At 68.3% G+C, this 26,160-nt stretch carries 22 protein-coding genes and 1 pseudogene; 11 read left to right on the top strand and 12 right to left on the bottom strand.

Features of this window, described 5'->3' with window-relative positions; all coding sequences use genetic code 11:
• Nucleotides 1-52 precede the first annotated feature (52 nt).
• Nucleotides 53-1,363, bottom strand: a complete 1,311-nt coding sequence (locus IE302_RS12860; RefSeq protein WP_191254674.1) for a lipase family protein — start codon at nt 1,361-1,363, stop codon at nt 53-55.
• Nucleotides 1,364-1,451: 88 nt separating this feature from the next.
• Complete coding sequence (locus IE302_RS12855) at nt 1,452-2,636, bottom strand: MFS transporter (RefSeq protein WP_191254673.1); 1,185 nt, start codon at nt 2,634-2,636, stop codon at nt 1,452-1,454.
• 54 nt (nt 2,637-2,690) lie between these two features.
• Here IE302_RS12855 and IE302_RS12850 point away from each other — a divergent pair, with 54 nt between their 5' ends.
• Nucleotides 2,691-3,434: an AraC family transcriptional regulator gene (locus tag IE302_RS12850; RefSeq protein ID WP_191254672.1), complete on the top strand. Its 744-nt coding sequence runs from the start codon at nt 2,691-2,693 to the stop codon at nt 3,432-3,434.
• Nucleotides 3,435-3,815: 381 nt separating this feature from the next.
• On the opposite strand, the gene IE302_RS12845 is transcribed toward IE302_RS12850, so the two are convergent.
• A complete protein-coding gene (locus IE302_RS12845; RefSeq protein WP_191254671.1) occupies nt 3,816-4,973 on the bottom strand; it encodes a thioester domain-containing protein in 1,158 nt (385 codons plus the stop codon).
• Nucleotides 4,974-5,786: 813 nt separating this feature from the next.
• Between IE302_RS12845 and IE302_RS12840 the strand changes: the two genes are divergently transcribed.
• Nucleotides 5,787-7,892 (top strand): tetratricopeptide repeat protein, encoded by a 2,106-nt coding sequence (locus IE302_RS12840; RefSeq protein WP_191254670.1) that lies wholly within the window; start codon nt 5,787-5,789, stop codon nt 7,890-7,892.
• 245 nt (nt 7,893-8,137) lie between these two features.
• On the opposite strand, the gene IE302_RS12835 is transcribed toward IE302_RS12840, so the two are convergent.
• Nucleotides 8,138-9,346, bottom strand: coding sequence for a hypothetical protein (locus IE302_RS12835; RefSeq protein WP_191254669.1), 1,209 nt, complete (start codon nt 9,344-9,346; stop codon nt 8,138-8,140).
• A 223-nt stretch (nt 9,347-9,569) separates the two neighbouring features.
• Between IE302_RS12835 and IE302_RS12830 the strand changes: the two genes are divergently transcribed.
• Nucleotides 9,570-12,596, top strand: a complete 3,027-nt coding sequence (locus tag IE302_RS12830; RefSeq protein ID WP_191254668.1) for an AfsR/SARP family transcriptional regulator — start codon at nt 9,570-9,572, stop codon at nt 12,594-12,596.
• A 595-nt stretch (nt 12,597-13,191) separates the two neighbouring features.
• On the opposite strand, the gene IE302_RS12825 is transcribed toward IE302_RS12830, so the two are convergent.
• Nucleotides 13,192-13,593: a helix-turn-helix domain-containing protein gene (locus IE302_RS12825; RefSeq protein ID WP_191254667.1), complete on the bottom strand. Its 402-nt coding sequence runs from the start codon at nt 13,591-13,593 to the stop codon at nt 13,192-13,194.
• 274 nt (nt 13,594-13,867) lie between these two features.
• Between IE302_RS12825 and IE302_RS12820 the strand changes: the two genes are divergently transcribed.
• Complete coding sequence (locus IE302_RS12820) at nt 13,868-15,061, top strand: PQQ-dependent sugar dehydrogenase (RefSeq protein WP_191254666.1); 1,194 nt, start codon at nt 13,868-13,870, stop codon at nt 15,059-15,061.
• 40 nt (nt 15,062-15,101) lie between these two features.
• On the opposite strand, the gene IE302_RS12815 is transcribed toward IE302_RS12820, so the two are convergent.
• Nucleotides 15,102-16,253 carry a sensor histidine kinase gene (locus IE302_RS12815; protein ID WP_191254665.1) on the bottom strand — a complete coding sequence of 384 codons (1,152 nt, stop codon included), beginning with the start codon at nt 16,251-16,253 and terminating at the stop codon, nt 15,102-15,104.
• 119 nt (nt 16,254-16,372) lie between these two features.
• Here IE302_RS12815 and IE302_RS12810 point away from each other — a divergent pair, with 119 nt between their 5' ends.
• From IE302_RS12810 to IE302_RS42740, 4 genes are all read left to right on the top strand, one after another.
• On the top strand, nt 16,373-16,912 hold the full coding sequence (locus IE302_RS12810; protein WP_191254664.1) for a DUF1453 domain-containing protein: 540 nt from the start codon (nt 16,373-16,375) through the stop codon (nt 16,910-16,912).
• Between the two features lie 14 nt (nt 16,913-16,926).
• Nucleotides 16,927-17,586, top strand: a complete 660-nt coding sequence (locus tag IE302_RS12805) for a response regulator (RefSeq protein ID WP_229907727.1) — start codon at nt 16,927-16,929, stop codon at nt 17,584-17,586.
• A gap of 74 nt (nt 17,587-17,660) precedes the next feature.
• Nucleotides 17,661-18,317 (top strand): hypothetical protein, encoded by a 657-nt coding sequence (locus IE302_RS42745; protein ID WP_229907726.1) that lies wholly within the window; start codon nt 17,661-17,663, stop codon nt 18,315-18,317.
• Nucleotides 18,318-18,331: 14 nt separating this feature from the next.
• Nucleotides 18,332-18,946 (top strand): hypothetical protein, encoded by a 615-nt coding sequence (locus IE302_RS42740; RefSeq protein ID WP_229907725.1) that lies wholly within the window; start codon nt 18,332-18,334, stop codon nt 18,944-18,946.
• A gap of 114 nt (nt 18,947-19,060) precedes the next feature.
• Here the strand turns inward: IE302_RS42740 and IE302_RS42735 are convergent.
• Nucleotides 19,061-19,201: pseudogene (locus tag IE302_RS42735) on the bottom strand (short-chain dehydrogenase); the annotation flags it as partial.
• A 100-nt stretch (nt 19,202-19,301) separates the two neighbouring features.
• Between IE302_RS42735 and IE302_RS12790 the strand changes: the two are divergent.
• Nucleotides 19,302-20,024 (top strand): helix-turn-helix transcriptional regulator, encoded by a 723-nt coding sequence (locus tag IE302_RS12790; protein ID WP_229907751.1) that lies wholly within the window; start codon nt 19,302-19,304, stop codon nt 20,022-20,024.
• A gap of 67 nt (nt 20,025-20,091) precedes the next feature.
• On the opposite strand, the gene argG is transcribed toward IE302_RS12790, so the two are convergent.
• Nucleotides 20,092-21,540, bottom strand: coding sequence for an argininosuccinate synthase (argG, locus tag IE302_RS12785; RefSeq protein WP_191254663.1), 1,449 nt, complete (start codon nt 21,538-21,540; stop codon nt 20,092-20,094).
• A 345-nt stretch (nt 21,541-21,885) separates the two neighbouring features.
• Here argG and IE302_RS12780 point away from each other — a divergent pair, with 345 nt between their 5' ends.
• Entirely contained in the window at nt 21,886-23,448 is a 1,563-nt protein-coding gene (locus IE302_RS12780) for a molybdopterin-dependent oxidoreductase (RefSeq protein ID WP_191254662.1), read from the top strand.
• A gap of 88 nt (nt 23,449-23,536) precedes the next feature.
• A complete protein-coding gene (locus IE302_RS12775) occupies nt 23,537-24,214 on the top strand; it encodes a fasciclin domain-containing protein (protein WP_191254661.1) in 678 nt (225 codons plus the stop codon).
• A gap of 61 nt (nt 24,215-24,275) precedes the next feature.
• On the opposite strand, the gene IE302_RS12770 is transcribed toward IE302_RS12775, so the two are convergent.
• From IE302_RS12770 to IE302_RS12755, 4 genes are read right to left on the bottom strand one after another with little or no spacing between them, the layout of a single operon-like run.
• Nucleotides 24,276-24,581, bottom strand: coding sequence for a hypothetical protein (locus IE302_RS12770; protein WP_191254660.1), 306 nt, complete (start codon nt 24,579-24,581; stop codon nt 24,276-24,278).
• Complete coding sequence (locus IE302_RS12765) at nt 24,578-24,979, bottom strand: Asp23/Gls24 family envelope stress response protein (RefSeq protein ID WP_191254659.1); 402 nt, start codon at nt 24,977-24,979, stop codon at nt 24,578-24,580. Before IE302_RS12765 ends, IE302_RS12770 begins: the two co-directional genes overlap by 4 nt.
• On the bottom strand, nt 24,969-25,538 hold the full coding sequence (locus IE302_RS12760; protein ID WP_191254658.1) for an Asp23/Gls24 family envelope stress response protein: 570 nt from the start codon (nt 25,536-25,538) through the stop codon (nt 24,969-24,971). The genes IE302_RS12765 and IE302_RS12760 overlap by 11 nt, the downstream gene beginning before the upstream one ends.
• Entirely contained in the window at nt 25,529-26,110 is a 582-nt protein-coding gene (locus IE302_RS12755) for an RNA polymerase sigma factor (protein WP_191254657.1), read from the bottom strand. The genes IE302_RS12760 and IE302_RS12755 overlap by 10 nt, the downstream gene beginning before the upstream one ends.
• Nucleotides 26,111-26,160: the final 50 nt, after the last annotated feature.

Raw genomic sequence — 26,160 nt, 5'->3', positions numbered from 1 at the left:
CCTCCTTCCCCACCTTGAGAGTGGGGAAGGAGGCCTTCACGGACCTGTGCGGTCAGCTGACCGGCACCTCCGGGGCAAGGGAGTTGCCGGGCGCGATCTTCCCGCAGGTGGACGGCGCGGGCTTGCCCGCGAACCGGTCGTTGAGCCAGCCGATGGCCTGCGGCGCCCAGGCGACGGCCGCCCCGACGTGGCTCAGCGTGTTGTACTGGTCGTACTTGATCGACTTGTTGCCGGTGTCGCAGTACTGCCGCGCGAGCGAACGCACGTCACCGGCGACCATCACACCGTCGCCGGTCCCGATCCCCGGCGGGTTGCCGAAAGTGCCTTCCACGACGCCGTTGTTGCCCTGCGCGATGTAGCCGGGCACGGTGGGTGTCGGCGCGGAACCGAGGTTGATCTTGTTGACGGCCTCGACGTACGGCAGCACCTTGTTCGGGTTGGTGTACTCGGGCTTGACGAACTTCTCCCACGTCAGCCCGGGATAGCGGCCGAGCGCGTCGGCGATCGACGCCTTCTCCATGTCCTTGAGCACCTGGAGACCGTAGGAATTCGCGTACGGCTTGAGATCGATGCCGAAGGACCGCGAGACCCCGATCAGCGCCATCGGAATGACCCCGGTCCACGCGATACTGCCGTTGACGTACTTGAGATTGTGCGACGGCTTGACGAGCACTCCGCCTTCGGTGAACCCGACGAGATTCTTGTTGACCTCGGGGGCGTAATCCGGTGCCAGCGCGGCGGCCCAGCCGGTCGCGATGGCCCCGCCCGAATAGCCGATGAGACCGAACCGGGTCTTGTCGTTCATTCCCGTTTCCGGGGCCCGCGTCGCGGCGCGGATCGAATCCAGGGTGTTCGTCCCGTATTCCGGCCCGGCCGCGAAGTTCGCCTTCTGGCCTTCGGTGTCGGGAATGACGACGTTGTAGCCCAGCAACAACGCGGGCGCGATGAACAACGCCTCCGCGTTGGCGATCAGGCCGCCGAACGAGACGTCGCCGGCGATCGCCCTCGACGGGCCGTGTTCAGGATTCAGCGAGTCGTAGAACGATTGGTACGAAACGGCTTTGGTGTTGTCACCAGTGAGGCTGCGCACCACGGAAGTGACGTTGGCGGACGGCTTTCCTTGCGCGTCGGTGCTCCGGTAGAGCAGCTGGGTCACCTTGAGCGGCGTGGAAATGCCGACGACGTGGTAATTCAGCGTCCGGGTTTTCAGCACGGTCCCGGGGCTGTAGGACGACAGCGGTTCGCTGCCGCCGTAACTGTAGAACGGATCGGTCGCAGGGGCGGCGGAAGCGGCTGGCGCGGCGGCGAAACCGACGACGAGAGCGATCGCGACGGCCAGCAGGCGAGCGGGCTTTCGGGTCATGACTCCCCTTTGAATCATGAAGTGGATCACGTTTGGATGCTCGGAACCTACCAGCCGGTAACCGATGGTGTACAGAGCCGTACATCATTTATCCGCGCGACAGTGACACTTTTTCCGCCTGGGGTGTTCCGGTTTGGACGGAGCACGGCTCGGACAGGGTCCTGGTTGTGATCCAGCACAAAAACGGCAGCGCGATCAACGGGATCAAAGCCGTCCGCAGGGACGTGTCGTCCGCGACGGCGCCGATGACGGGGCTCGCGAGGCCACCGATGCTGACCGTCAGGCCGAGGGTGACGCCGCTGGCCGTCCCGACGCGCGTGGGCAGGTAGTCCTGGGCGAGCGTGATCTGCAGGGAGAACGGGATGTACAGGCCCACCGCGGCCAGGAGGACGAACGGGAAGAACGCCGGCCCCGGCACGAACACGACTCCCGCGACCGCGCCGATCGTGACCAGGTACGACCGGCGCACCACGGTGACCCGGTCCCGGCGTCCGGCCAGCCTGCTGCCCAGCAGCGTGCCCGCGGCGCCGCCGAGGTAGAGCAGGAACAGCGCGACGCTGCCCGTCGCCGTGCCGCCGCCGACCCGCTGCTGGGCGTAGAGCGAGACGAACGTGCTCAGCCCGACGAACACGATCGAGCGGAAGACGACGGCCAGTGACAGCCTCGCGAACGACTTCCAGTCGTCGACCCCCTCGACGTCCGTTGTGGAGCCACCGTGGCGGGCCGTTTTGGCGAGCGCGCGCAGCACGGGCAGGCAGAGCACGGAACCGGCCAGCGCGGGCACGACGAGCAGCGGAGACATCCTGAGCCCGCCGAGGGCCATGACCGCGGCGACGAGCACGGGGGCGGCGGCGAAGCCGATGTTCCCGCCGAGGGAGAACCAGCCCATGGCCGTATGCCTGCCGCCACCGGCGATTCTCGCGACCCGGGCGGCCTCGGGATGGTAGGCGGCCACTCCGATGCCCGACACGGCGACGAAAGCGAGTGTCAGCGCGTAGGAGTCGAAGAGTCCGCCCAGGCCGATCCCGAGTCCGCCGAGGAGTGTGGCCGACGGCAGCAGCCATGGCATCGCCCATCGGTCGGTCAGCGCGCCGAACAGCGGCTGCGCCACCGATGACAGCAGCGACGCGGCGAGCACGACGCCCGACACCGCGGCGTACCCGTAGGCGCGCTCGGCGGCGAAGAACGGCACCAGCGCGGCCACCGAACCCTGGTACACGTCCACGCACGCGTGTCCCGCCGACAACAGGAAGATCGCTTTGTTCCTCGACACCCCGCCATGCTCGTCGTGGGGCGAGGTGTCGCGCTTCCGATAAAATGACAGACAATGACGGAAATCCGCCATATGCCCGAAGCGCCCACGCAGGTCCAGTCCCTGGCCTCCGGCACGACGATCGACGCGCACCGCCACGACGACCACCAAGTCGTCTACGCGGCCCGTGGCGTCCTGGCGATCACCACCGACAGGGGCTCCTGGGTCGCGCCCGCCACCAGGGCCATCTGGGTGCCCGCGGGGACCGTGCACGCCCATCAGGCGCACGGCGAGCTCGAACTCCGGCTGGTCGGCCTGCCCGCGACCGTGAACCCGTTGCGGCTGGACGAACCGAGCGTGCTGGCCGTCGGCCCGCTCCTGCGCGAGCTGATCCGCGCCTACACCGATCCGCCGCACGACGACACCCCGGAACGCCGACGGCTGCGCGGGGTCCTGCTCGATCAGCTGCGCGCTTCGCCGCACCAGGCCGTGCACCTGCCGACGCCGGAAGATCCGCGGCTGCGTGCCCTGTGCGAGATCCTGAGCGCCGATCCGGCCGACAACCGGACACTGGCCGCGCTCGGCGCGCGGGTCGGGGCGAGCGATCGCACCCTGGCGCGGCTCTTCAAGGCCGATCTCGGCATGACGTTCCCGCAATGGCGTACGCAGCTGCGGCTCTACCGCGCTTTGGCGCTCCTGGCCGAGAACACCCCGGTGACCGTTGTCGCGCACGCCTGCGGCTGGGCGTCCACCAGCGCGTTCATCGACGTCTTCCGCCGGGCCTTCGGGCACACCCCGGGTACGCACTTCGACCGGTGACCACCCCCGACCGAGGCGTCGCCGCCACAATCACCTACCTGGAGCGCGTGAAGGCCCCCTTCCCTCGGCTCAGCCGAGGGAAGGGGGCCTTCACGCGCTCCAGTTGTCACCGCTGGTGCGCTTGGGACGAACGTGGCGATCGCGAAGGTAGTGAAGGCCTCCTTCACTACCTTCAGAGTAGGCAAGGAGGCCTTCACAGACCGGACCAGCGACCAAGTGCAGCCAGAATCCGGTAGGTACCTGAGGACACCCTTGGCTCTAACCTCACTTGCCACTCACGACCACCCCGACCGACTGCTACCGGCGCTTTCCCTCTCGCGGCACACAAAAACGGGACCGGTCCACAATGGACCGGCCCCGCTTTCGGTGTTCGGTTCTGTCTTACGCCTCGCTACGGCGACGACGCACCAGCAGCACCATCAGCACACCCGCGCCGAGGAGCGCGCCGCCGATGACCAGCGGCATGGTGGCGGAGGCACCGGTGTTGGCCAGCTCGTTGCCGCCACCCGACTCGGCGCCACCGGGCGTGGTGGGGGCCGGGGTCTCGGTGGCGGGCGCGCCGCCCTGCTTCCAGCTCGCGGTCGCGTTCGCGACGACCGAGGTCTTCTCGGAGTCCGCGACGATCAGCGACTGAGCGGGGACCTTGGCGTAGTTCTCGCCCACGAACAGGCGGCCGGTGTCGAGGTGGCCGCTCACCTTCAGCGAGAACGAGCCCTCGCCGTCCTTGGTGTCCTTGGGAACGTCGACGAAGACCTTCGTGCCGTCCTTGATGGCGGAGGCCTTGATCTCCTTGCCGTCGGCGTCGACGACCTTGACGCCCTCGGGCAGCTTGCTGGTCAGCTCGGTGATGTCACCGGTGGTGGCCACGCTGAACGGGCCGATCTTGCTGCCGGTCGCACCGGAGGCCTTGGCCGGGCCGATGTCGAGGGTCGGCTTCGGCTGCGCGCTGATGCCGACGTTCTCCTTGCCGGTGAGGTAGTCGTAGAGGGCCAGCACGTCGGCCGACGCCTCCGCGTCCCCGTCCATCAGCGGCTTCTCGCGGTCGAAGTCCTTGCCGTCGCTGAAGTGCCAGACGGCGGCCTGCGTCGCGGTGACGGCCTCACCGGTGGACAGTCCGCCGTTGAGCTTGGCTCCGCTCTTGCCGAGCGTGCCTTCGATGGCCTTCAGGCCGACCGCCGGGTAGCCGTGGTGCAGCACCCAGTTGATCTTCGCGTTGTTCTTGTTGAACGGCGACGAGGCGTCCGGGTACTTGTTCCACGGGCGCTCGATCATGTCCTGATCGGTGCGCATGTTGACTTCGATCTGGACGCAGTACATCTTGAGCTTGCTGCCGTCGGAGAGCTTCAGCTCGAACAGCTCCGGGACGTAGTGCTTGGGGTCCCCGAAGTTGACGCTGTAGCCCCGCTCGCCGGCCTTGTCGACGACCCGGCCCCGCGCCGCGCCATCCTCGGCGAGGGCGGCCGGAGCGGCCATCGTCAGCGCGACGGCCGCGGTGGCGACCGCGATCCCGCCGCGAACCAGAACTGACCTGCCGTGCATGTGTCTCCCATCCGAATACGGACCACGAATGCCAGTGCCGCGTGCGACCACAGGCCCCGACCGCAACGGCTCGCCCACATGGGGGATCAGTAATCCCATCGAGCGAGAGCGGAGCATACAGAGGTCATACACGTGGCTACTCCGGGGTATGGCTCATGTCCGAAATGCCCCGAAAGAAGAGTGAACTTCAGGAGAATGATCTTGGGCGAGTAGATGACCTTGCGTGACGGGAGTCCGGAGCGGTCCTCGTCTCGCAGAGGTGGGGCTGGCCTGGCGTGGCGGGTAATTTGCTCCGGCGGAAAGATTGCCCGAAAAGGGGACTTCGGCATGTCTCGGCGTGAATTTCTTGTCGATTCGGGTAATGCTTCAATTCGCCGGATTATTTCCGTCTCCGCACACCTGGTGGTTTCGGGTATTCGTGGGCATGGAAACGCAAATGGCGCCGAGTGTTGAATGTCACAGTATGTGGCGACGGTGTCCGCGCCTCCTTCGTTCGGGGGTCTCACCGACTTCGGGCTTGGTTCTTTCGGGTGGATGTTCGAGTCTTGCTGGGTGGACCCCGCTCGGCGAGGTAGACAGGGAGGTTCGAGGATTGCGCGGGAGTTCTCGGATGTGGCTTGACGTAATGACGCGGCGGGGCTTCGTGTCCGGGTATTTGCGCGAACAAAAGAATGTGGCCGTGAGGGGGAGTCACGAGCATGCTTTTTGCGGCGCGTAACCTGCGATCCTGTTCGTCATGGGGTGCAGTGATCGGTGACGAAGAATCGTGGCCGGGCAATTCGGTGTCGGCCGGTCGCCGGTCTGGGTCTCGTCATGGGAGATGACATCGGCACGGTGCCGTCAGCACCGGCCGTGACGTCACCCTCCGGCACCCCGGTTCCCCGGCAGCTGCCTCCGGTGCCCGCCCACTTCACCAGCAGGACCGCCGAGCTCGAAGCGCTCGACTCGGCCGCCGCCGGTCCTGAGGGCGACTCGGTCGACCAGCTGCCCGCGGTGACCGTCGTGGTCGGACCGGGCGGAGTGGGCAAGACCGCGCTCGCCGTCACCTGGGCGGTCCGGAACGCCAGGCGTTTCCCGTCAGGCCAGCTGTACACGGATCTCCGTGGGTTCTCCCCGGAGACGGCCGTCCCACCCGAAGAGGCACTCGGAGCGTTCTTACGCGCACTCGGCGTCCCTCCGGAACGGGTGCCGGTCGAACTGGCCGAGCAAGCGGCGCTGTTCCGGACCACCACCGCGGGGATGCGGCTGCTTCTGGTGGCGGACAACGCGATCTCGGCCGCCCAGGTGCGGCCGCTGATCCCCGCTTCGTCGGGATGCGTCGTCGTGGTCACCAGCAGGTTGAGACTGGATGGTCTGCACGCGGAGGGTGCGCGATTCGTCGACATGGCGCCCCTGCCGCAGGAACACGCCATCGAGCTGCTGACCCGATCGGTGGGGAAGTCGCGAGTGGCCGACGAGCTGCCCGACGTCAAGAAGCTGGCGTCCCTGTGCGGCCGGTTTCCGATCGCGCTCCGCGTGGCGGGCGCGAGGCTGGCGTCGCGGCCGAAATGGCCGGTGGCGAGGATGGTGGCCGAGCTCCGTGACGAACGGCTGCGGTTGACGAGGCTGTCGCCGGTGGGCGAGGCGTCGTTGACCGCCACCTTCGACTCGTCGTACGCCGCGCTGCCTCCGCACGCCGCTCGGCTCTATCGGCTGGCCAGTGAACACCCGGGGCTGACGGTCGAGGTGGGTGCCGCCGCCGCGGCCGCCCGGGTTTCCGACGACGAGGCCGCGGACGGGCTGCAAGTGCTCGCGGACGCCAGTCTCCTCGAGGAGATCGGCGTGGGCGGTTACCGATTCCATGACCTGGTGCGGTTGCACGCGCGGGCGTTGCCCGACGACGAGCGCTTCGAAGTCACTCCGCGGATCGCGGAGTGGTACCTGCACCGGATGACCCGGGCGAACATGGTCGTGATCCCGATGCGATGGCGGATCAGCACCGTGTGCGCCCGGTACGAAGGGGCACCACCGTTGTTCGGCACGGGAGCCGATGCCCTTCGCTGGCTGGACGAACGGCTGCCGGACATCATCGAACTGCTCGACGAGACGTTCGCGCTGGGGCAGGACGAACTGGCCTGGCAGCTATGCGAGGCTCTCTGGGAGCTCTTCCTCTACCGCAAGCACTATCAGCTTTGGATCCGGACGCACGAGGTCGGCATCGCCGCGGCGCACCGGTGCGCCGACGCGGTCGCCGAAGCGCGGTTGAGATGCCAGCTGGCTCGCGCCTATCTGGACCTGGGACGGTTCGAAGCCGCCGCAACCGAATGCTCGAAGGCGGCGGAACTGGCGAGAGGAGCCGGAAGCCGCCACAACGAGTCCGTGGCCCTGGACCAGCTGGGTATGGCGGCGCAAGGTCGCGGCGACTTCGAGCGGGCTGTCGAGTACTTCGGCGAAAGCCTCGTGATCGAAAGGGAACTCGGGATCGATCGCGGCGTCGCCCAGCGGCACCGCCGGATCGGCGAGGCCTTGCTCCAGGCGGGCCGGACCACCGACGCCGCCCGGCATCTGCGTCTCGCGCAAGAGATGTTCAACGGAGTCGGCGACGTGAAGGCCGAGGCTTTGGTCGCTGTGCCGCTGGCGCGGATCAACGCCCGGGCGGGCGAGATCACCGCGGCGAAGCGTGAGCTCGAACGCGCCGCCGCGGTGCTCGACCGGTCAGGTTCGACCGTCTATCAGTCCGATGTGCTGGTGGCGTTCGCCGAGGTCGCTGAGCTCGAGGGTGATTTGGCCGCCGCTCGCGGCCATCTGACCAAGGCACTGGACCTGTGCCGTCCGATCGGCGGGCTGCGGCTGGACCAAGCCCGCACCCGGTTGGCTGCTTTGGACGCACGAAGTGATCGTCCGCAGCGACCGGAGCCGGCGGCGGGTGAGCAGCCATAAATAGGCGCCCGCACCCGCCACTTCCGGGGACTCGCACGGGATGACGGCCACGTCCCCGGCTCGGTCGCCGACGAGACAGAGCCCGGGGGAACAAGAGACGGCGACGATCGTGAGGCCGGGCAGCCGGTCGAAGTCCCTCGCGATCACGGATCGGGCGTTCGCGACCGGATGCGGTCCGGAATGGACGAGCACGTCGACGAGGGTGGAACGGGTTCCGTCACCCGCTTCCGCCAGGAGGAACGAGGTCAGCACGGCAGCACCTCCGCCATCGGCACCGGGGACACCGGGATCGCCCTGGCAGGTTCGGGCAAGCCGAGGAGCCGGTACAACTCGGTGCGCAAGAGTGCTCCAGCGCGCCCCGGCCTGGACGAAAGCAACGCGTGAACCTGCTCGGCCACGCCGGCGGACTCCGCCTCACGCAGCTGAGGGAGAAGAGGACTGTCGGGTGTCCACCGCGGCGCGTGTTCGGCGATGACCGCGCTGGGCGTCCCGGGCAGTAACGCTTGGGTGCCGTCCACGGCGAGGAGCACCGGTTTGCCGATGCCGGCCGCGTAGGCGGTCACCGAGCCGTAATCACCGATGACGTGGTCGGCGGCGATCAAGGCCGCGCGCCAGCTTCCTTCCGGTCGCAGGAGGGTGAGCCCGGCCCGCAGACAGTCGGCCAGCCACGCTCTAACCTGCCAAAGGCTGTGGTGTGACCAGATCTGCGGGTGCAGGACTCCGAGCACCTGGAACTCTTCGGACGGGAGCTCGCCGAGTACGCGTTCGAACAGGTCGTGGTGACGCCCGAAGGCCGAGCGGTCGGACCAGGTCGAGGTGACCACCACGAGACGCCTGCCATCGGAGACGCCGAGGCCTCGCCGGTAGTGCTCGCGGAAGGGAAGGCTGGCGGTGAGCCGATCCAGGGCGATGTCGCCCGCAACGACCCCGGCGGGAACCGCCTGAGGGCAGGTCTCGGTGAGGACGTCCATCTCGCGGTCGTGGACGAGCACGATCGAGTCGGCGCGGACCCGTCCTTCCCGCATGAGCTGACCCGCCTCGAGCCCGATCTGGGGTTTCCAGTCGTGTCCGGCGCCCGGGGGCCGCCACGGCCGGTACTGGCCGAACCCGCCGCCGTGTGGGATCAGCAGCACCGGGCCGGCGACCTCGTCGATGCCACGCTGACTGGCGGCGAGGACGAGGTCGTATTCGCCGCGCCGTGCCTGGGCCCAGGGCAGGACGATTCCGCCCTGGGCCGCCACGAAGTCGTGAGTGGCGGGCCAGGACTCCCACTCCGGCACCGTGAAGATCAGTTGGACACGGTGGTCGGCCTCGAAGAGCGGGAGCAGATCGAGGAGCCGGTTTCCCGCGACGATGTGCGGGATCATCACCAGTATGGATTTGACGCCCTTGCGTGTCGCCCAGTGCCGATCGGGACTTCCCACCGGACTGCGGACCCACGATGACTCGGTCATGACATTTCCCCTCGCTCGAACTCCGGTATCCGCAGTCAGCATGGGAGTGGGCGTGGAGAAAACGGCTTCGGCCGGTGGTCGGTTCATTGACAGATGATCAACGGTGATCGCGATAGTTTGACAATTATGGCGATGACCTGGCCTTACCTGCCGAAAAGTGGAAAAATCATCCGGCGGGACAGGGGTGGCGAACCCGGGTTCGCCATGGGGAAGGGGCGCACTCGTGGAAATCGCTTTCGGAATTCTCGGGCAGACGGCCATGCTAATGCACGGGAATGTGGATGTGAACTGGGCCGCTCGACGGCCGAGGCAGGTGCTGACCGCGTTGCTGACCGCGCCGAACCGGCGTCTGCCGCTCGACGTCGTCGTGGACTGGGTATGGGAAGAACACGAGGGGGAGCCACAAGACGCCCATTCCACGCTTCACCAGAACGCGGGGAAGTTGCGGCACGTGTTCAACGAAAGATCCGTGCCGGCGCAGGTAAGTGTGGGCAAAGGTGGTTGCCTGCTGGAGATCGAGCCGACGCTGATCGATCACTTCGGCTTCCAGGCCATGATGGACAAGGCTCGCCGATTTCGTGAACTGGACCAGCATGACCGCGCGCTGAGCGAAGCGCTGTCGGCTGTCCGGTTGTGCCGGGACGATGCCCTGGCCGATCTCCGGACCGAGCGCGCCGACGGATGGCGTACCCGATGGGACCGTAGCGAGTGGATTCCGGCCAACGCGTTCGTCGTTGCGACACAATTGGCGCTCGGACAAGCGGAATCCGCGGTGCGGAAACTGGCGGAACTCGAACAGACTCACCCGATGGAGTTGAGCTTCGCGAAATTGAGAATTCGCGCGCTGGTCGAGGCCGATCAACCAGCCGAAGCCGCCGACTTCTTCCGGGGGATGTATGCCCGCTACCGGGAAGCGGGGGAGACGAGGGCGGCGGAAGAGCTGCGGGCTGTCAACAACGAGGTACTCATCCGGCCGGATCGGGTGATTTCGCGGCGTAAACCGATGACCCCTGATTCCGCTGAGCAAACCGAGCACGTGATACGGCATTTGCCGCCGGACGTCGATGACGTCGCAGGAAGGGGCGATCTGATCGCGTTGCTCGACGCGTACACGACCGATTCCGCGGGCGCCCCGCGTCGTGCCGTCGTGGTGGTGAACGGAGGCCCCGGGCTGGGGAAGACGACGTTGGCGGCCAAGTGGGCCCATCGTGCCGAGCGGCGGTATCGGCACGGAGCGGTCATGCTGGATCTTCGCGGTGACAGCCAGGCCGCGAAGGCCGACGCGGGCGAAATGGTCGACACGCTGTTGTCCTTGCTCGACTTCCCGGTCGATCAAGTGGTCAATCCGATCGCGCGCGCAGCGAAACTGAGCGCGCTGCTCGCCCGGCGGTCTATGCTCGTGATCCTCGACAACGTGCGCAGTTCCGATCAGGTCGCGCCGCTGCTGGGAGTGCTGTCGTCCTGTACGGTGGTGATCGTTTCGCGGTGGCGGCTGAAATCCTTGTCGGCGAAGCTGACCCCGCCGGTGGTCAAGGTCGATCCTCTCGGTGACAACCATTCCGCGGCCCTGCTGACCCGGCGCATCGGGCACCGCGCGCGGGACGACGCGGCGGGGGTCGAAGAGCTGGTGCGGCTGTGCCGAGGCAATCCGTTGGCGCTGACCCTGGTGGCGGAACGCGCCGCCTCCCGGGCGGGCACGCGGGTGCGGACCTTGGCGAGCCAATTGCGTGATGCCGAGTTGTTGCTGAGCCTCGGCGACGAAGGAGATTGGCCGGGCACGAGCTTGAGGTCCGCTTTCGCTCTGTCGTATCAGGACCTCGATCTCGCCGAACGGCGCGTGTTCGCGCTGATCGGTCTGCATCCGAGCACCGAGATGACCAGTGAGGTCATCGCCGCCGCGGACGGGCGCCCGGTGTCGGAGGTGCGACGCTCCCTCGACATACTGGCGGCCGCGCACCTGGTCGAACACCCTGCCGACCTCGATCGCTTTCGCGTACACGATCTTCTGCATCTGTACGCCGCGTCTCTGGCCGCACAACTGTCCGATGTGGACCTCGCGCGGCGGAGGATGTTCGAGTTCTACTTGCGCATGGTCATCGACGCCTACCGGTTGGCGTTCCCGCACAAGGAACTTCTGAACATGCCGCCGACGGCGGCGGCGACGCCGACACCCGGGTTCCGCACTGTCGCCGAGGCAAGGCAATGGGTGTTGCGGGAAAGAACTTCGATCATGGCGGTGATCGCGGCGTCGGAAGGGATCTTGAACGGGATTTCGTGCGCTCTTCCCGCGATGACAACGGAATTCTTCATGTTGCAGGGAAGGTTTCCCGACGCGGTCGAAGGGCTGACCATCGCCGTCCGGGTGGCGACGGCGCAAGGTGACGTGGGCTCACTGTCTTCGTGTTTGAATGATCTCGCGGTCGTCCACATGCTCATCGGCGCCGACGACGCGGCCGAACGGTGCCTGCTGCGTGCGCTCGAACTGGTAGACGCCCACGAGATAGCGGTCGGCAGCGCGACGGTCAGGCTGAATCTGGCCCGTGTGCATCTTCATGCCGGTCGCGCGGCCGAAGCGGTCGAGAGGTACCGGAAGGTGCTGCCGTCCGTTCGTGCTCTCGGCGAGCCGATGTTGTGCGCCATCGCGGAACGCCGGTTCGCTGACGCACTGGTCGAAATGGGTGGGCAGGACGAGGAGGCGCTCGGTCTGTACCGGGAGGCTCTGCGGCGCTGGCGCGAGGCCGGCGACGTCACTGAGATGCTGCGGGTGCACGCCACCCTCGGGGCCTTGCTGGTCCGGCTCGGCAGGCTGGACGAGGCGTCGGTGGAATGTCATGCCGGGAAGGCCTTGGCCGAGGCGAGCGACGACCTCCCGAGCTTGATGAAGCTCAACACGGCGCTCGCGCAGTTGCGGCACGCGGAAGGCGACGACGGGGCGGCGTTGCGACACGCCAATCGTGCGGTCGATCTGGCGAACAGATCGCAGCACGCGACCGGTCAGGCGCGGGCCTTGTCGGTCTTGGCGAGGATCCTCTGCGATCACGGCAATCCCGATGAAGCGCGGAGGCAGTGGCGGAACGCCGCGGAGCTGTATCGCGGCCGGGCGCGAACCGCCAAGGCCGACGCGATCGAGGGCTTGCTGGCCGAACTCGACGCGCACGGACCGCTTGTCCCGATGGCTCGCGAAGGTGACGGGGACACCGTGGCGATGCCGTCGCCGCATCTTCGGATCCTCCGCGGTGGCCATGCCTGAACGACTTGATTTCGTACCGACGAGTAATCGCCTAAAGGAGTGATCTCTCGCTTGAGAATGCTACTCAAAGGTGTTTTTGGTACTGGCGTGCATGATTAACGGGCGAATATTTCTCGCATCTCAAAGAATTTCTTGACCTACTTATCGGTAGGTCGAGAGGTGGGCATCTTGCGGAGTAGTTGACCAGGTGGCTCGCGGCTGGGATGCAGGTGTCCGACTTTGAGAACTTGCGCCTGCGCAGAGTGAAGCAGCACGTCAAACCATCGTGTGTCCGAATCTCCACGGTGGTGTGGTGGGTCGCTTTTCACGCACCTGAGGGCATGAGTAATCTGACTCCGTCGCCCCACGAGGGGACCCCCAGTCAGCGCCTGATAAATCTCCGAGGAAACTCTTCGTGAGCTTAAAGATTTTACCTCATCCGGCTGAGCCCGGCGTGTATCGAGCTGTGAGGAAGGAGCTAGCCGGCGTGAGTCCATGTATTTGGATCGTCTACGCGATGCGACGATGAACGTCGCGGGCCGCGAGTAGGTCCCGGTTCCTCGGGCGCGACCATGTCCGCTCGGGGAACCGGCCTGGATCGCCGGGCCGGGTGTGGCTACTGGCGCCCTCTGGGACGAAGGACGACGCCTTCGGCGAGCAGGATCCGGCGGGTCTGGTTGTAGCTCATGCCGTGCATGTCCGCCAGTTGCCGGATGCTTCGGCCCGAGAAGTAAGCATTGACGAGCCCTGGCGGGGTAGGCGGAAGCTGGATCCGCGGCGGACGGAGCTTGACGCCCGCGGCAAGCAAGGCGGTCCGCACCTTCCGGTAGCTCAACCCGAAGCGCGCGGCCAGGTTCTCGATCGTCTCGCCGCCGTTGTAGAGCCGGACGAGTTCATCCCCCGGCGACCCGAGGGCATCCCCGTCTTCAGCCGGGCCGGTATGTTCGTCGGCGCCGCCATCGTCTTCGGTCATCGGATCATCGCCGCCCCGCGCAGGTGATTGATCGTCTTCCGACATGAGGACCCTGGTGGGCCGAGCTTCAGCCCGATCCTCCAGTCAAGGGCACGGAGGTTCGGACTTACACCGCTAAGCGAGTACTCCACCCGAATGTGGCGTCCTTCCTCGGTGTGCATGGTCTCCATTCAGAGGTTTGCTTCGATGCATCTCGATAGCTCGAAGGCGGCGGATCCCGACGGAAAGAAACCGACGAAAAGCTCGCGGATGGAGGTACCGCCACTGCTCCGGTCGCTGTTGAATTGGACCAGACCATTCAACGGTGATTGGAGTCCCCATGACGCGACGGCACCTCCGCCGGGGGTTGTCCCTGGTGGCCGGGCTCGCCATGGCGGGAGCGCTGCTCCCGACCGCGAGCAGTGCGGAACCCCAGGAATCCCAGGCAGGACGGGGTGTTCCGCTCGGCGAGCTGACCGCCACGGCGACCCAGGTCGCGTCCGGGCTGGTCAATCCGACCGCGATCACGGCGCTCAACGACGGGAGCGGCCGGATCCTCGTCGTCGAGAAGAGAGGCGTCGTCCGCGCCTACCATCCCAGGACCGGGCTCGCCGCCAAACCGGTCCTGGACATCAGCGCCAAGGTGAACGGCGCCGACGTCGAACGCGGGCTGCTCGGGCTGGCGATCGCCAAGGACAAGCGGGTCTACGTCGCCTACACCCGCAAATCCGACAGCGCGGTGACGCTGTCGCGGGTCCGGCTGGACACCGGTGAGCTCACCGAGCTGATCACCCAGCCTCATGCCGAGTACCCCAACCACAACGGCGGTCAGCTGGCGTTCGGCCCGGACGGCTACCTGTACTGGGGGATCGGCGACGGTGGCGGCGGGGGCGATCCGCTGGCCAGCGGGCAACGGCTCGACACGCTGCTGGGCAAGATCCTGCGCGTCGACGTCAACCGCGCGTGCGCTCCGCTGCGGTACTGCGTCCCGCCGGGCAACCCGTTCGCGGGCGTCGCGGGCGCGCGGCCGGAGATCTGGTCGTACGGGCTGCGTAACCCGTGGCGCTTCTCCTTCGACCCGGCCGACGGCTCGCTGTGGATCGGTGACGTCGGCCAGGGCCGGTTCGAGGAGGTCGACCATCTCGCCAAGGGCAAGGGCGGCGCGAACTTCGGCTGGTCCTGCAAGGAGGGTCCGGTCGTGTTCGACGAGACACGCTGCAAGGACGGCGCGACCTACACCGAACCGGTCTTCCACTACATCTCCGGCGCGGAGGGCTGCGCGGTGATCGGCGGGCACGTCTATCGCGGCAAGAAGTACGCCGCGCTGGCCGGCGGCACCTACCTTGCCACCGACTTCTGCCAGGGAACGGCCTGGGCCGTCCGCAAGAAGGCCGACGGCACCTACGAAAGCGCCCGGATCGGCGAGTTCCCGCTCGACGCCACCACGCTCGGCACCGACCAGAACGGCGAGCTGTACCTGGCCGACGAACGCCCCGGTGGCCTGCACCGGATCTCGTTCGCGCGCAAGGGCTGACGAGACTCCCCGGCCGCGTCCGCCCGGCGCGGCCGGGGTCTCAGCCCGTCCGGGGCAGCCGGACCTCGACCGTCCAGCCGCCGTCCCGGGCGGGTCCGGCCTGCGCCGACCCGCCCAGCGCGGTGGCGCGTTCCCGCATCCCGAGCAGCCCCATCCCGCCGCCGGCGCCCGGCGCCGGACGCTCTCCGGCGGCACCGTTCGTGACGACGAGCGTGACCGTTTCATGGGAGAACCCGAGTTTCACCGCGCGTGCCGCGCCGGGCGCGTACTTGGCCGCGTTCGTCAGCGCCTCCTGCGCCGCGCGGACGAGCGTGTGCGCGACACCGCCGCCGAGCGGACCCGCAGCGCCGTCCACCTCGAAGGGCACCGCCTCGTTCGCGCACAACGACGCCAGGGTCTGTTCCAGCGGCAAGGCGTCCTCGCGCAGTTCGTGCACCGCCCGCCGCATCCGCCCGATGCCGTCCACCGCCAGCGACCGGGCCCGGCGCACGGCGTCGCCCGCTTCCGCGTCCCTGCCTTTCGTGCCGAGGGCGTCGGCCATGTCGAGTTGCAGGGCGATCCCGGTCAGCGAATGCCCGAGGACGTCGTGCAGTTCCCGCGCGATCCGCGTCCGCTCCAGCAGCGCGGCCTCCCGCGACTCGGACGCGGCCGCGCGCCGGGCCTCGGCCGCGGCGCGTTCGGCGTTGAGGAGCGCGTCCTGCCGGTCGCGGCGCGCGATGCCGAGCAGCACCGGCAGGCCCACCGAAAGCGCGAGCCACCACGGCCACACGTCCGCGTCCGGCGTCACCGCGCCGACCACCGCGACCGCCACCGCGCAGCAGACGGCGTCGAGGACGGCCACCGCGACCGCCAGGGTGCGCGACGCGAGTTTGATCCCGGCGACCGCGGCGGCGAGGTAGGCGAACATCGGCGCGAAGGTGTGCGGGGCCAGCGGGAGGAGCACGGCCGCGGCCACCGCGTATCCGCTCGCGAGCAGGAGCTGCGTCCGCTGCGGGATCCGGTCCCACGGCAGGAACGACACCAGCGCGAAGAGCGTGACGAGCGCGTAGAGCGCCGTGGTCAGCGGCCGGGCATGGACCTCCTGGGTGAAGATCCCGACCCCGGTCGTGACGATCGCCGCCGTGATCAGGGCGGGCCGGATCAGCCTGTCGGCGAGCCGTGCGCGGCGGAGCACCGTCGCGTTTCCGGTCATCGGGGCTCCTGAGGGTGGAGAGGGGTCTCCACCCGAAGATACGGCCGCCGCCGCACGACGTCCCGCGTTCACCGCCTTAGCGTCGGAGTGTCTTCGAAAGCCTCTCCAAGGGGGAAACGATGAGCACTCCTGTCGAGATCGTCCTGATCGTCGCCGCGGTCGGATACGTCCTGATCCGCCGCCTGGCCGGCGACGTCGCCGAAGCCAAGCGGATGCTGTTGCTGCCCGCGATCCTCGCGGTGATCGGCCTGTCCAATGTGGATGAAAGCGTGGCGTCCGCGACCGCGGTGGCGTTCCTGGTGGGTACGCTCGCGGTGAGCGTCCTGTTCGGAGTCCTGCGGGGCGCGAGCATCCGGATCTACCAGCAGGACGGCGTCGCGCACATGCGCTACACCTGGCTCACGATCGCGCTGTGGGTCCTGAACGTGGCCGCCAAGGTCGGCGCGAACCTGCTGCTGGGCCTGATCACCGGGGTGGCCTCCGGCGGGAACAGTGTCATGCTGACCATCGGTGTCGGGATGCTCGTCGAGGGAGTCGTGGTGCTCGCCAGGGCGGTGCGCACCGACAGCCGTATCGTCTGGAAGAAGGGGGAGGACGGCAAGGCGCACACCACCTCGCCGTTCCTCGACGATCTGCAGGCCAGGATGACCCGCCGCTGACCGGAGGTACCCAGGTGACCGTGTCCCTCGTCGTCGTCGACGATCAGGCCTCCATGCGGGAGGCACTGGCGGTGATGCTCGACATCGCCGACGGCATCACCGTCGTCGCGACGGCCACCAACGGCGAGGAGGCCGTCGCCGCGGTCTCCCGGCACACCCCGGACGTCGTGCTGATGGACCTCCACATGCCGGTCCTGAACGGCGTCGAAGCGACCGGCCGGATCAAGGCCGCGACACCGGGGGTCCAGGTGGTGGTGCTGACCAGCCTCGACGACGACGAGTCGATCCTCGCCGCGCTCGAAGCGGGCGCGAGCGGCTACCTGACGAAGGAAGCCGACCGGGCGAAGATCGAGCAGGCGGTGCGCACCGCGGCCGATGGCCAGGTCGTCCTCGCCCCGGAGGTCCAGCGGCGGCTCCTCACCCTCGCGTCGCGCCGATCGCGGGCCGTGGAGGAGATCGACCGGTTCGGGTTCACCGCGCGGGAGAAGGAGATCCTCGGCCTGATCGGCGAAGGCCTGCGGAACCCGGAGATCGCCGAGCGGCTGGTGATCAGCGAAGCCACCGTCAAGACCCACATCAACAACTTGTTCGCGAAGGCGGGCTTCCATTCCCGCGCCGAAGCCGTCCGGTACGCGCTGAGCGCCCCTGCTCCCGCGCCCTACCGCTTCACCTGATCGCGTTTCATCAAGTTTTCATCATCCCTCCCTAGCGTGACGCACCTCAGGTGGATACGGCTATGGAGGGCGACGTGGAGCAACAATTCCCACCCGGAGGCGCGCAATGGCCGCCGCCGCAGGGCTGGGTCCCGCAACCGGTACCGGCGCCGCCCGCCCGGAAGCCCCGGTGGCCGTTGTTCGGCGGTATCGCCGGACTCGTGGTGGTACTCCTCGCCGGGCTGACGACCTGGTTGCTGTGGCCGTCGAAAGCCGGTCGCGAGCCGTTCGAGCAGGCGCTGGCCGGGCTTTCCTCGGCACCGGCGGTGCGGAACAGCACCTCCGGGATCGGCGGGATGATCAAGACCGACGTCAAGACCACCGCTTACGGCGAGACGTCCGGCACGATGTCCTTCCAGGGCAAGAAGATCGAGATCCTGGCCGTCGGCGGCAAGGTCTACTTCAAGGCACCCGACGGCCTGCTGCCCGGAGCGCGAGCGGATTCGTCCGGGACCGAGGATCTCAAGGACCGCTGGATCACCGGTGAGGAAGAGCTGTTCGGCCCGGTCCTGCAGCAGTTCGAGTCCCGGAGAAACTCGCCACCCGCCTGCGGGAAGCGCTGGAGCGGGCGGACATCCCGGACGACCAGAACGAGACCGTCCGGGACGTCCCGGCGCTCAAGGCGAGCACGCCCGCGGGCGACCTGTACGTCTCGAAGGAGGCGCCGCACCGGATCCTCCGTTTCTCCCTGAAGGTGCCCGGCGGGATGCCGTCCGTCCCGAGGGTGCCGACGATCCCCGACGCGGGGTCACGGCCGCCGATGCCTTCGGGCGCGGGCCTCGGAGAGTCCGATGTGGACGCCTTGACGCCGGAAGAGACCGTCGCCGTCTACGAAGATCTGATGTCGAACACCAAGAAGCTGTCCGGCGCCGTCGACACCGGGGTGCGGTTCGACATGGACGGCGCGGCCACGGTCGCGTGCAGCGGCGCGGGCTGCACGGTGACCGCGAACGTGTCCAGCTCCGCGTCGGCGAACAGCGGCGGGAAGGTCACCGGCCAGGTCAACGCCTCGATGACCGCGAACGTGACCATCGGCGGCCGCGCGGCGGGCAGTTGCCGGAACACGGCGACCCTCCCGCTGAACGGCACGGGCTCGATCAGCTGCGTCAACAGCGGGGCCGGCGGGGTCTTCTCGGCGGTCGAAGCGGAGAAGAAGGCCGACGCGGAAGCGCAGTCGCGGGCCTCGGGCGGGGTGCCGGTCCAGTACCGGATCGAGAGCATCGCCGCGGTCTCCGTGACGGCCGAGGCGATCGGGCAGGTCGAGATCACCCGGCTCGTCGACGAACTGTCGGAGCGGCGGTCGAAGCTCGGCGGCAAGTGACGCCGGGTCACCAGGGGAGCGGCCCCGAGACGTCGAAGTAGCTGCCGGTCGGGCCGTCCGGTCCGATCGAGGCATGCCGGCGTTGTTGACCAGGACGTCCAGCCCGCCTTCGGCTTCGATGGTCTTCGCGGCGGCATCGACGGACGCGTCGTCGGTGACGTCGAGCAGGATCAGGCGCGCGCCCAGGGCTTCGGCGGCACGGCGGCCGCGTTCGGCGTCCCGGCTGCCGAGGTAGACGGTGTGCCCGTCGGCGATGAGGCGGCGGGCGGCGCCGCTGGCGTGACCGCGTCTCCCCGTCGGACGTCGGTCTGCCCGAAGGCGGTCAGCGGCGCGCCGCCGGGCTGCGCCGGGAGGAATTGGCCCTGCTGGCGGGGATTCTGTCGACTACGTGACCAGGCTGGAACAGGGCCGCGCTTCGCATCCGTCCGATCAGGTGGTCGAGGCCTTGGCGAGGGCGCTCCGGCTCTCCGGACCCGAACGAGCCCACCTGTTCGGTCTCGCCGGGCTGGCGGCACCGGGACCGGACGTCATCTCCGCGTACCTCACGCCCGGCGTCCCCCGGCTGCTCGATCGCATGACCGGGATTCCCGTCGCGGTGTTCGACGCCATGTGGACGTTGCTGTCGGCGAACCCGCCGTATGCCGCCCTGATGGGTGATCCGCCCGCGGCGCGCGGGTTCGAGCGCAACGCCGTCTGGCGGCATTTCCTCGGTCCGGGAACGCGTGCGCGGCACACCCCGGAATCGTTGCGGACCTTCGAATCGGTCCTCGTCGCGGACCTGCGTTCGGCGGCCGCGCGCTATCCGGCCGACCAACGGCTCACGCGGCTGATCGCGGAACTACGCGGCGGGAGTCCCCGGTTCGCGAGCCTGTGGGAGTCCGGCGCCGTCGGACGGCACGAGAGCACGCGCAAGATCATCGACCATCCGTCGGTCGGGCCGGTCGAATTGGACTGCGACGCCCTGACCGTCGAAGGCTGCGACCTGCACATCATGGTCTACACGGCCGAGCCCGGTTCCGAAGCCGCCGAGCGGCTCGCGCTGCTCACCGTCCTCGGCACGCAGTCTTTGACGACATAGAAGAACAGCGCCGGGCGAACGGCTTCGATGCCGCGCGCCCGGCGCTTTCGCGTCCCGTCGGTTCGGGTCAGTCCGTGCCGTATTCGATCGCGGCGTGGTCGAGCAGCTCGTCGTCGCCCGAAGCCTTGCCGCGGGAGGCGATCACCTGCGCGCCACCCGCGTCCATCGCCCCGATCAGCCCGGTCGACGCGGCCTGCGCGGCGCCGATCAGCGTCGGGTGCCCGCCGCCGACCATGCCGAGCCCGGCGTACTGCTCGAGCTTGGCGCGCGAGTCGGCGATGTCGAGGTTGCGCATGGTCAGCTGGCCGATCCGGTCCACCGGGCCGAACGCCGAGTCCTCGGTGCGCTCCATCGACAGCTTGTCCGGGTGGTAGCTGAAGAACGGGCCGTTGGTGTCGATGATCGAGTAGTCCTCACCGCGCCGCAGCCGCAGCGTGACCTCGCCGGTGACGGCCGCGCCGACCCACCGCTGCAGCGACTCGCGCAGCATCATCGCCTGCGGGTCCAGCCAGCGGCCTTCGTACATGAGCCTGCCGAGACGGCGGCCCTCGTTGTGATAGCTGGCGAGGGTGTCCTCGTTGTGGATCGCGTTGACGAGCCGCTCGTAGGCCGCGTGCAGCAGCGCCATGCCCGGCGCCTCGTAGATCCCGCGGCTCTTGGCCTCGATGATCCGGTTCTCGATCTGGTCGGACATGCCGAGCCCGTGCCGCCCGCCGATGGCGTTGGCCTCCAGGACCAGGTCGACCGCGGTGGCGAACTCCTTGCCGTTGATCGTCACCGGGCGGCCCTGCTCGAAGCCGATCGTGACGTCTTCCGGCGCGATCTCGACCTCGGGGTCCCAGAACCGGACGCCCATGATCGGGTTGACGATCTCGATGCCGGTGTCGAGGTGTTCGAGCGACTTGGCCTCGTGGGTCGCGCCCCAGATGTTCGCGTCCGTGGAGTAGGCCTTCTCGGTGCTGTCCCGGTAGGGCAGGCCGTGGGCCTGCAGCCACTCGGACATCTCCTTGCGGCCGCCGAGCTCGCTGACGAACGCGGCGTCCAGCCACGGCTTGTAGATCCGCAGGGACGGGTTCGCGAGCAGGCCGTAGCGGTAGAACCGCTCGATGTCGTTGCCCTTGAAGGTGGAGCCGTCGCCCCAGATCTGGACGTCGTCCTCGAGCATCGCGCGCACCAGCAGGGTGCCGGTGACCGCGCGGCCGAGCGGGGTCGTGTTGAAGTAGGTGCGGCCGCCGTTGCGGATGTGGAAGGCGCCGCAGGCCAGCGCCGCGAGCCCTTCCTCGACCAGCGCGGCCTTGCAGTCGACGGCCCGCGCGATCTCGGCGCCGTAGGCCTTCGCCCGGCCCGGGACCGACTCGATGTCGGGTTCGTCGTACTGGCCGATGTCAGCGGTGTAGGTGCACGGCACTGCACCCTTCTCGCGCATCCACGCGACCGCTACCGAGGTGTCGAGGCCGCCGGAGAAGGCGATCCCGACGCGTTCGCCGACAGGCAGAGAGGTGAGTACCTTGGACATGATGGAAGTATATGCATAGGAGTGTATGACCATGCAAGCCGGGGTGGGCAGGGCAACTCGGCTGGGTGGTGGGCCCAGGTGGTCGTGAGTGGCAAGTGTCGTTCTAACGTCACTTGCCACTCACGACCACCTGGGCCGACGCGGCACCTGCGCTTACTCGCCTTCATGTACTTGGCGCCCGTGGCTACTGGTGCGTGCGGGGCGGCAGGGGCCGTGTCCGTTTCGTGACCTGTCCACGCGGGCCTCCGTCACGAATATCTAGCGAAGGCCTCTGCGGGAAATCGGCGATTTCCCTTGCGGGAAAAGGAAACCAGTCCGCTCAACGGTCGGCCGCGAATACCTGGCATGAAGACTTCGCGAGCCGATCAGGGGCCACGTCTCCCGCTGTTCGGGGCGGCGCTGATCGGTGTCGTCGCCCTCGCCGCCGCCCTGGCGGCCGGTCATCTGGTGGCCGGGTTCATCGGCGCCAACGCCTCGCCGTATCTCGCGGTCGGCAACGGCGCGATCGACCTGACGCCGGTGGAACTGAAGGATTTCGCGGTCCGGACGTTCGGGGTCTACGACAAACTCGTGCTGCTCGGCGGCATGGCCGTGGTGATGGTGCTGGCCGCCGCGGTGGCCGGGATCGCCTCCCGTCGTTCACCCGTTCCGGGGATCGTGCTGATCGCCGCGTTCGGGCTGCTGGGCGGGTTCGCCGTGTCGCAGCGTCCCGACCTCACCGCGGTCGCGTTGCTGGCGCCGCTGGCCAGCCTGATCGCCGGGGTCGGCGTCTTCTTCTGGCTCCACCGCCTGGCCGTGGTCAGGTCTCAAGCCGAGGATGAGACGCCCGGGGTGGCCCCGTCACGCCGGTCGGTGCTGCTGGCGGGCGCGGGTGCGTTCGTGGCCGCGGGGGCGGCGGGCGCGGGCGGTCAGCTCCTCGCCGGGACGAAGGACGCGGAGTCTTCCCGCGAGGCCATCGGACGGCTGGTCCCCGCCACGCCGGCGCCGCCGATCCCGGCCGACGCGGATTTCGCCAAGCTGGGCACGCCGACGTTCCTCACCTCGAACCGCGACTTCTATCGCGTCGACACCGCGTTGTCGGTGCCGCAGGTCCGGGCCGAGGACTGGAGCCTGAAGCTGCACGGCATGGTGCGCAACGAAAAACGGTTCAGCTACGACGACATCCGCAACCGTCCGCTGATCGAGCGCACGATCACCATGACGTGTGTCTCCAACGAGGTCGGCGGGACCTACGTGTCCACGGCGAATTTCATCGGCGTCGACCTCGGGGATCTGTTGCGGGAGGCCGAAGTCCTTCCCGGTGCCGAGCAGATCTTCTCCACCAGCGTCGACGGCTGGACCGCCGGCAGCCCGGTCCTCGCCGCGCTCGATCGGGAGCGGGGTGCGATGCTGGCGATCGGGATGAACGGGGAACCGCTGCCGGTCGAGCACGGTTTTCCCGCTCGAATGGTGATCCCCGGACTCTACGGCTATGTCTCGGCGACGAAATGGGTCAAAGATCTGGAGATCACCACCTGGAAAGCGCGCCGCGCCTACTGGCTCGACCGCGGCTGGGGCGAACAGGCCCCGATAAAGACGCAGTCCAGGATCGACAGTCCGAAAGGATTCGAAACGGTGCCCGCGGGCAAGGTCCGGATCTCGGGCGTCGCGTGGGCACAGCACACCGGTGTGGAGCGAGTCGAAGTCCGGCTCGGAGCGAGCGGGAAGTGGCAGCCCGCAACGCTTTCCCGTGAAGTGGGGCTCAACACCTGGCGGATGTGGTGGACCGAATTCGAGGTCCCGGCGGGCAGTCATCAGGTCACCGTCCGGGCTGTCGACAAATCCGGTTACACCCAGACCGACGCCCGCGCCGGAACCGTTCCGGACGGTGCGACGGGTTGGCATGTCATCAGTTTCACCGCGCGGTGATCGGCGTCACTCGAAAGAGTGGCAATCCGACTTCGCGGCAGTCTCGAATACCCGGTAAGAACCCGAAAAACAAATGGAGTGATTTTCCGTGAGCAAGCTTCGCGTCGCAGGAATCGGTTTCACCGCGGTCGCCGCGCTGGCCCTGACCGCCTGCAGCAGCAACGACAGCGCTTCGTCCGGCAGCTCCAACAGCGCCTCCGCGCCCGCCCCGTCCTCGTCGATGTCGGCCCCGATGTCCAGTGCCGCCTCCGGTGACGGCGTGACCACCAACGCCGACGTGTTCGGCCCGGCCTGTTCGCAGCTGCCGCAGGGCAGTGCGCCCGGCTCGCTGGACTCGATGGGCCCGCAGCCGGTCGCCAGCGCCGCCTCGACCAACCCGCTGCTGACCAAGCTGGTCGCCGCGGTCAAGGCCACCAACCTGGTGGACACGCTCAACAGCCAGCCGGCCATCACCGTGTTCGCCCCGGCGGACCCGGCCTTCCAGGCACTGGGTGACGCCAAGTTCAACGAGCTGGCCGGCAAGCCGGACCAGCTGGCCCCGATCCTGCAGTACCACGTCGTCAGCAAGCGTTACGACGCCAAGGGCCTGGAATCGGCCAAGTCGCTGGAGAGCCTGAACACCGCGGGCGGCCCGCTCAAGATCGAGGGCTCCGGCGAGAACATGACCGTCAACGGCGCGAAGATCCTGTGCGGCAACATCCCCACCAAGAACGCCACCGTCTTCGTCATCGACAAGGTGCTGACCCCGGGCACCAACAAGAACTAGGTCCCCAACGCGACGATCGCGGTGGTCATACCCTCGGGTGTGGCCACCGCGATCTTCGTGGTCAAGGAGTCAGCGCGGCGGCGTCCACGTCGGTCACCACGATCCGCAGGCTCGCGTTCTCCCACGGGGTACCGGTCAGCACCGCGCGCAAGGCGGCCCCGGCGACCTCCGTCAGTGGCGGGATCGGCACCTCCAGCGCGACGACGCGGATCTCCACGACGTTCTCGGAGATGTCGACGGCCATCACGTCGAGATCCCACGGCACCGCCGAGGCGGCGGCCGTGGTGGACGGTGTCGCCGCGCGCAGCCCCGGTACGTCGCGGAGCGTGCTCAGCAGCGACGCGGTCAGTTCGGAACGTGCGGTCACAACAGTCCTCCACGGATTTCGATGTCCAAAATGGACACCGAGACGGCGGACGGGGTGAGCCCGGTCGCCTCGGTGACCGCCTTGGCGACGGCACGCTGCACCGCCTGCGCCGTCGCGGCGGCCTGGTCCAGCCCGGAGACCGAGAGGTCGATCTCCACCCGGACGTCGGGCGGATCGTGCTCGACGAACGCGCGGACCCCTTCGGTCGGCGCCGGTTCGAGGCCTTTGATCCGCTGCCGCGCGATCCGGGTGAGTGAGCTTGCCAGCCCACGCAGCCCGGGTTCCAGGCGTACCACGCCGGGGACCTGCGCCGCGGCATGCGCGGAAACCGCCGCGATCACCGGCGGGGAGATCACCGTCTCGACCAGTTGTCTGGCCGGGGCCTGCTCACGCGTCATAGATGTCCTCCACCGTCAGGTCGAGCCGGGCAAGGCGGAGGCCCACCCTGGCACCCGCCGCCGCCGTGACCCGCTCGCGGACCACGTCCAGCGAGTCACCGTCGAAATCATGGGCGATCGCGATGCTCAGTTCCACGTCCACGGCCAGCGGGCCGGTGCTGATGTCCGGTGAGCGCAGGACCCGGCACCGCCGTGCGCGGACGCCGTCCACCGAGTCCGCGGCGAACCGCAGCACCGCCGCGACCGCCTGATCGCTCACCCGCACCTCACCCGGTTCCGGGCTGGCCAGCGGCACCAGATCCCGGCGCCGCACCTCGGCACGGACGGCGGACATGATCCGGCTCGTGAGATCCGGCGACGGCTCGGTGTCGTCTTCGGCGAGTTCCTGGGTCAGCCCGCGCAGCACCCGGAGGCTCTCGCGGGTCGCCCGGCAGTCCGGGCAGTCGAGCTCGTGCGCGTCCGCCCGGCCGGCGTCGACCTCGTCGAGCCGTTCCCAGACCTGTTCCACATCACGGCCGCACGGCAGCAGGTAGTCCTGGGTCGCGTGGTTCATCGCCATGGCGCCATCACCTCCGCCAACTGTGCTCGTGCTCGCGCGATGCGTCCGCGCACCGCGGTGGTGGTCGCCCCGATCGTCTGGGCGATCTCGTCGTAGGAGCGGCCGTGGACCTCGCGCAACAGCCAGCAGGCCCGTTGCTCCGCGGTCAGCTCGCCCAGCGCCCCGGTGAGCGCCGTCAGCTGCGCGTTCGTCTCGGCCTCGCGATCCGGCCGCCCGGCCGAGCCGGTGGATTCTCGCTGGTCCAGCTCGACGTCGGCCACCGGTTTCCTGGCACGGATCACGTTCAGGCACCGGTTGGTCGTCGTCCGGTAGAGCCAGCCCACGAACGCCGCGTCCTCCTGTAGCTGGTCGAGCCGCCTCCAAGCACCGAGGAACACCTCTTGGACGACGTCCTCGGCGTCCCCCTTGTTCCCCAGCATTCGCAGCGCCAGCCGGTACATCGGCCCCTGGAACCGCAGGACGAGCTGCTCGTACGCGCGGATCTCGCCGTCACGGGCCCGGGCCACGAGCGTGGCGTCGTCCAGCACCGTTTCGCCGGCGGCCGGTGCGTCTTCTCTCGCCGATGTCGTCATCGAGCGCACCTGTGCAGTGCCGCCATGCCGAAGCTCCCTCCTGCCACCTG

The sequence above is a fragment of the Amycolatopsis oliviviridis genome (assembly GCF_014654365.1).
Taxonomy (GTDB): Bacteria; Actinomycetota; Actinomycetes; order Mycobacteriales; family Pseudonocardiaceae; genus Amycolatopsis; species Amycolatopsis oliviviridis.
This window is presented reverse-complemented; position numbering and strand designations above follow the sequence as displayed.

Excerpts from the sequence above, each read along its gene's own strand:
- argG (WP_191254663.1), bottom strand. The coding sequence starts at position 21,540 with ATGTCCAAGGTACTCACCTCTCTGCCTGTCGGCGAACGCGTCGGGATC.
- IE302_RS12850 (WP_191254672.1), top strand. The coding sequence starts at position 2,691 with ATGACGGAAATCCGCCATATGCCCGAAGCGCCCACGCAGGTCCAGTCC.
- IE302_RS12840 (WP_191254670.1), top strand. The coding sequence starts at position 5,787 with ATGGGAGATGACATCGGCACGGTGCCGTCAGCACCGGCCGTGACGTCA.
- IE302_RS12755 (WP_191254657.1), bottom strand. The coding sequence starts at position 26,110 with ATGACGACATCGGCGAGAGAAGACGCACCGGCCGCCGGCGAAACGGTG.
- IE302_RS12815 (WP_191254665.1), bottom strand. The coding sequence starts at position 16,253 with ATGACCGGAAACGCGACGGTGCTCCGCCGCGCACGGCTCGCCGACAGG.
- IE302_RS12760 (WP_191254658.1), bottom strand. The coding sequence starts at position 25,538 with ATGGCGATGAACCACGCGACCCAGGACTACCTGCTGCCGTGCGGCCGT.
- IE302_RS12845 (WP_191254671.1), bottom strand. The coding sequence starts at position 4,973 with ATGCACGGCAGGTCAGTTCTGGTTCGCGGCGGGATCGCGGTCGCCACC.
- IE302_RS12825 (WP_191254667.1), bottom strand. The coding sequence starts at position 13,593 with ATGTCGGAAGACGATCAATCACCTGCGCGGGGCGGCGATGATCCGATG.
- IE302_RS12810 (WP_191254664.1), top strand. The coding sequence starts at position 16,373 with ATGAGCACTCCTGTCGAGATCGTCCTGATCGTCGCCGCGGTCGGATAC.
- IE302_RS12780 (WP_191254662.1), top strand. The coding sequence starts at position 21,886 with ATGAAGACTTCGCGAGCCGATCAGGGGCCACGTCTCCCGCTGTTCGGG.
- IE302_RS12820 (WP_191254666.1), top strand. The coding sequence starts at position 13,868 with ATGACGCGACGGCACCTCCGCCGGGGGTTGTCCCTGGTGGCCGGGCTC.
- IE302_RS12835 (WP_191254669.1), bottom strand. The coding sequence starts at position 9,346 with ATGACCGAGTCATCGTGGGTCCGCAGTCCGGTGGGAAGTCCCGATCGG.
- IE302_RS42740 (WP_229907725.1), top strand. The coding sequence starts at position 18,332 with ATGCCGTCCGTCCCGAGGGTGCCGACGATCCCCGACGCGGGGTCACGG.
- IE302_RS12860 (WP_191254674.1), bottom strand. The coding sequence starts at position 1,363 with ATGACCCGAAAGCCCGCTCGCCTGCTGGCCGTCGCGATCGCTCTCGTC.
- IE302_RS12765 (WP_191254659.1), bottom strand. The coding sequence starts at position 24,979 with ATGACGCGTGAGCAGGCCCCGGCCAGACAACTGGTCGAGACGGTGATC.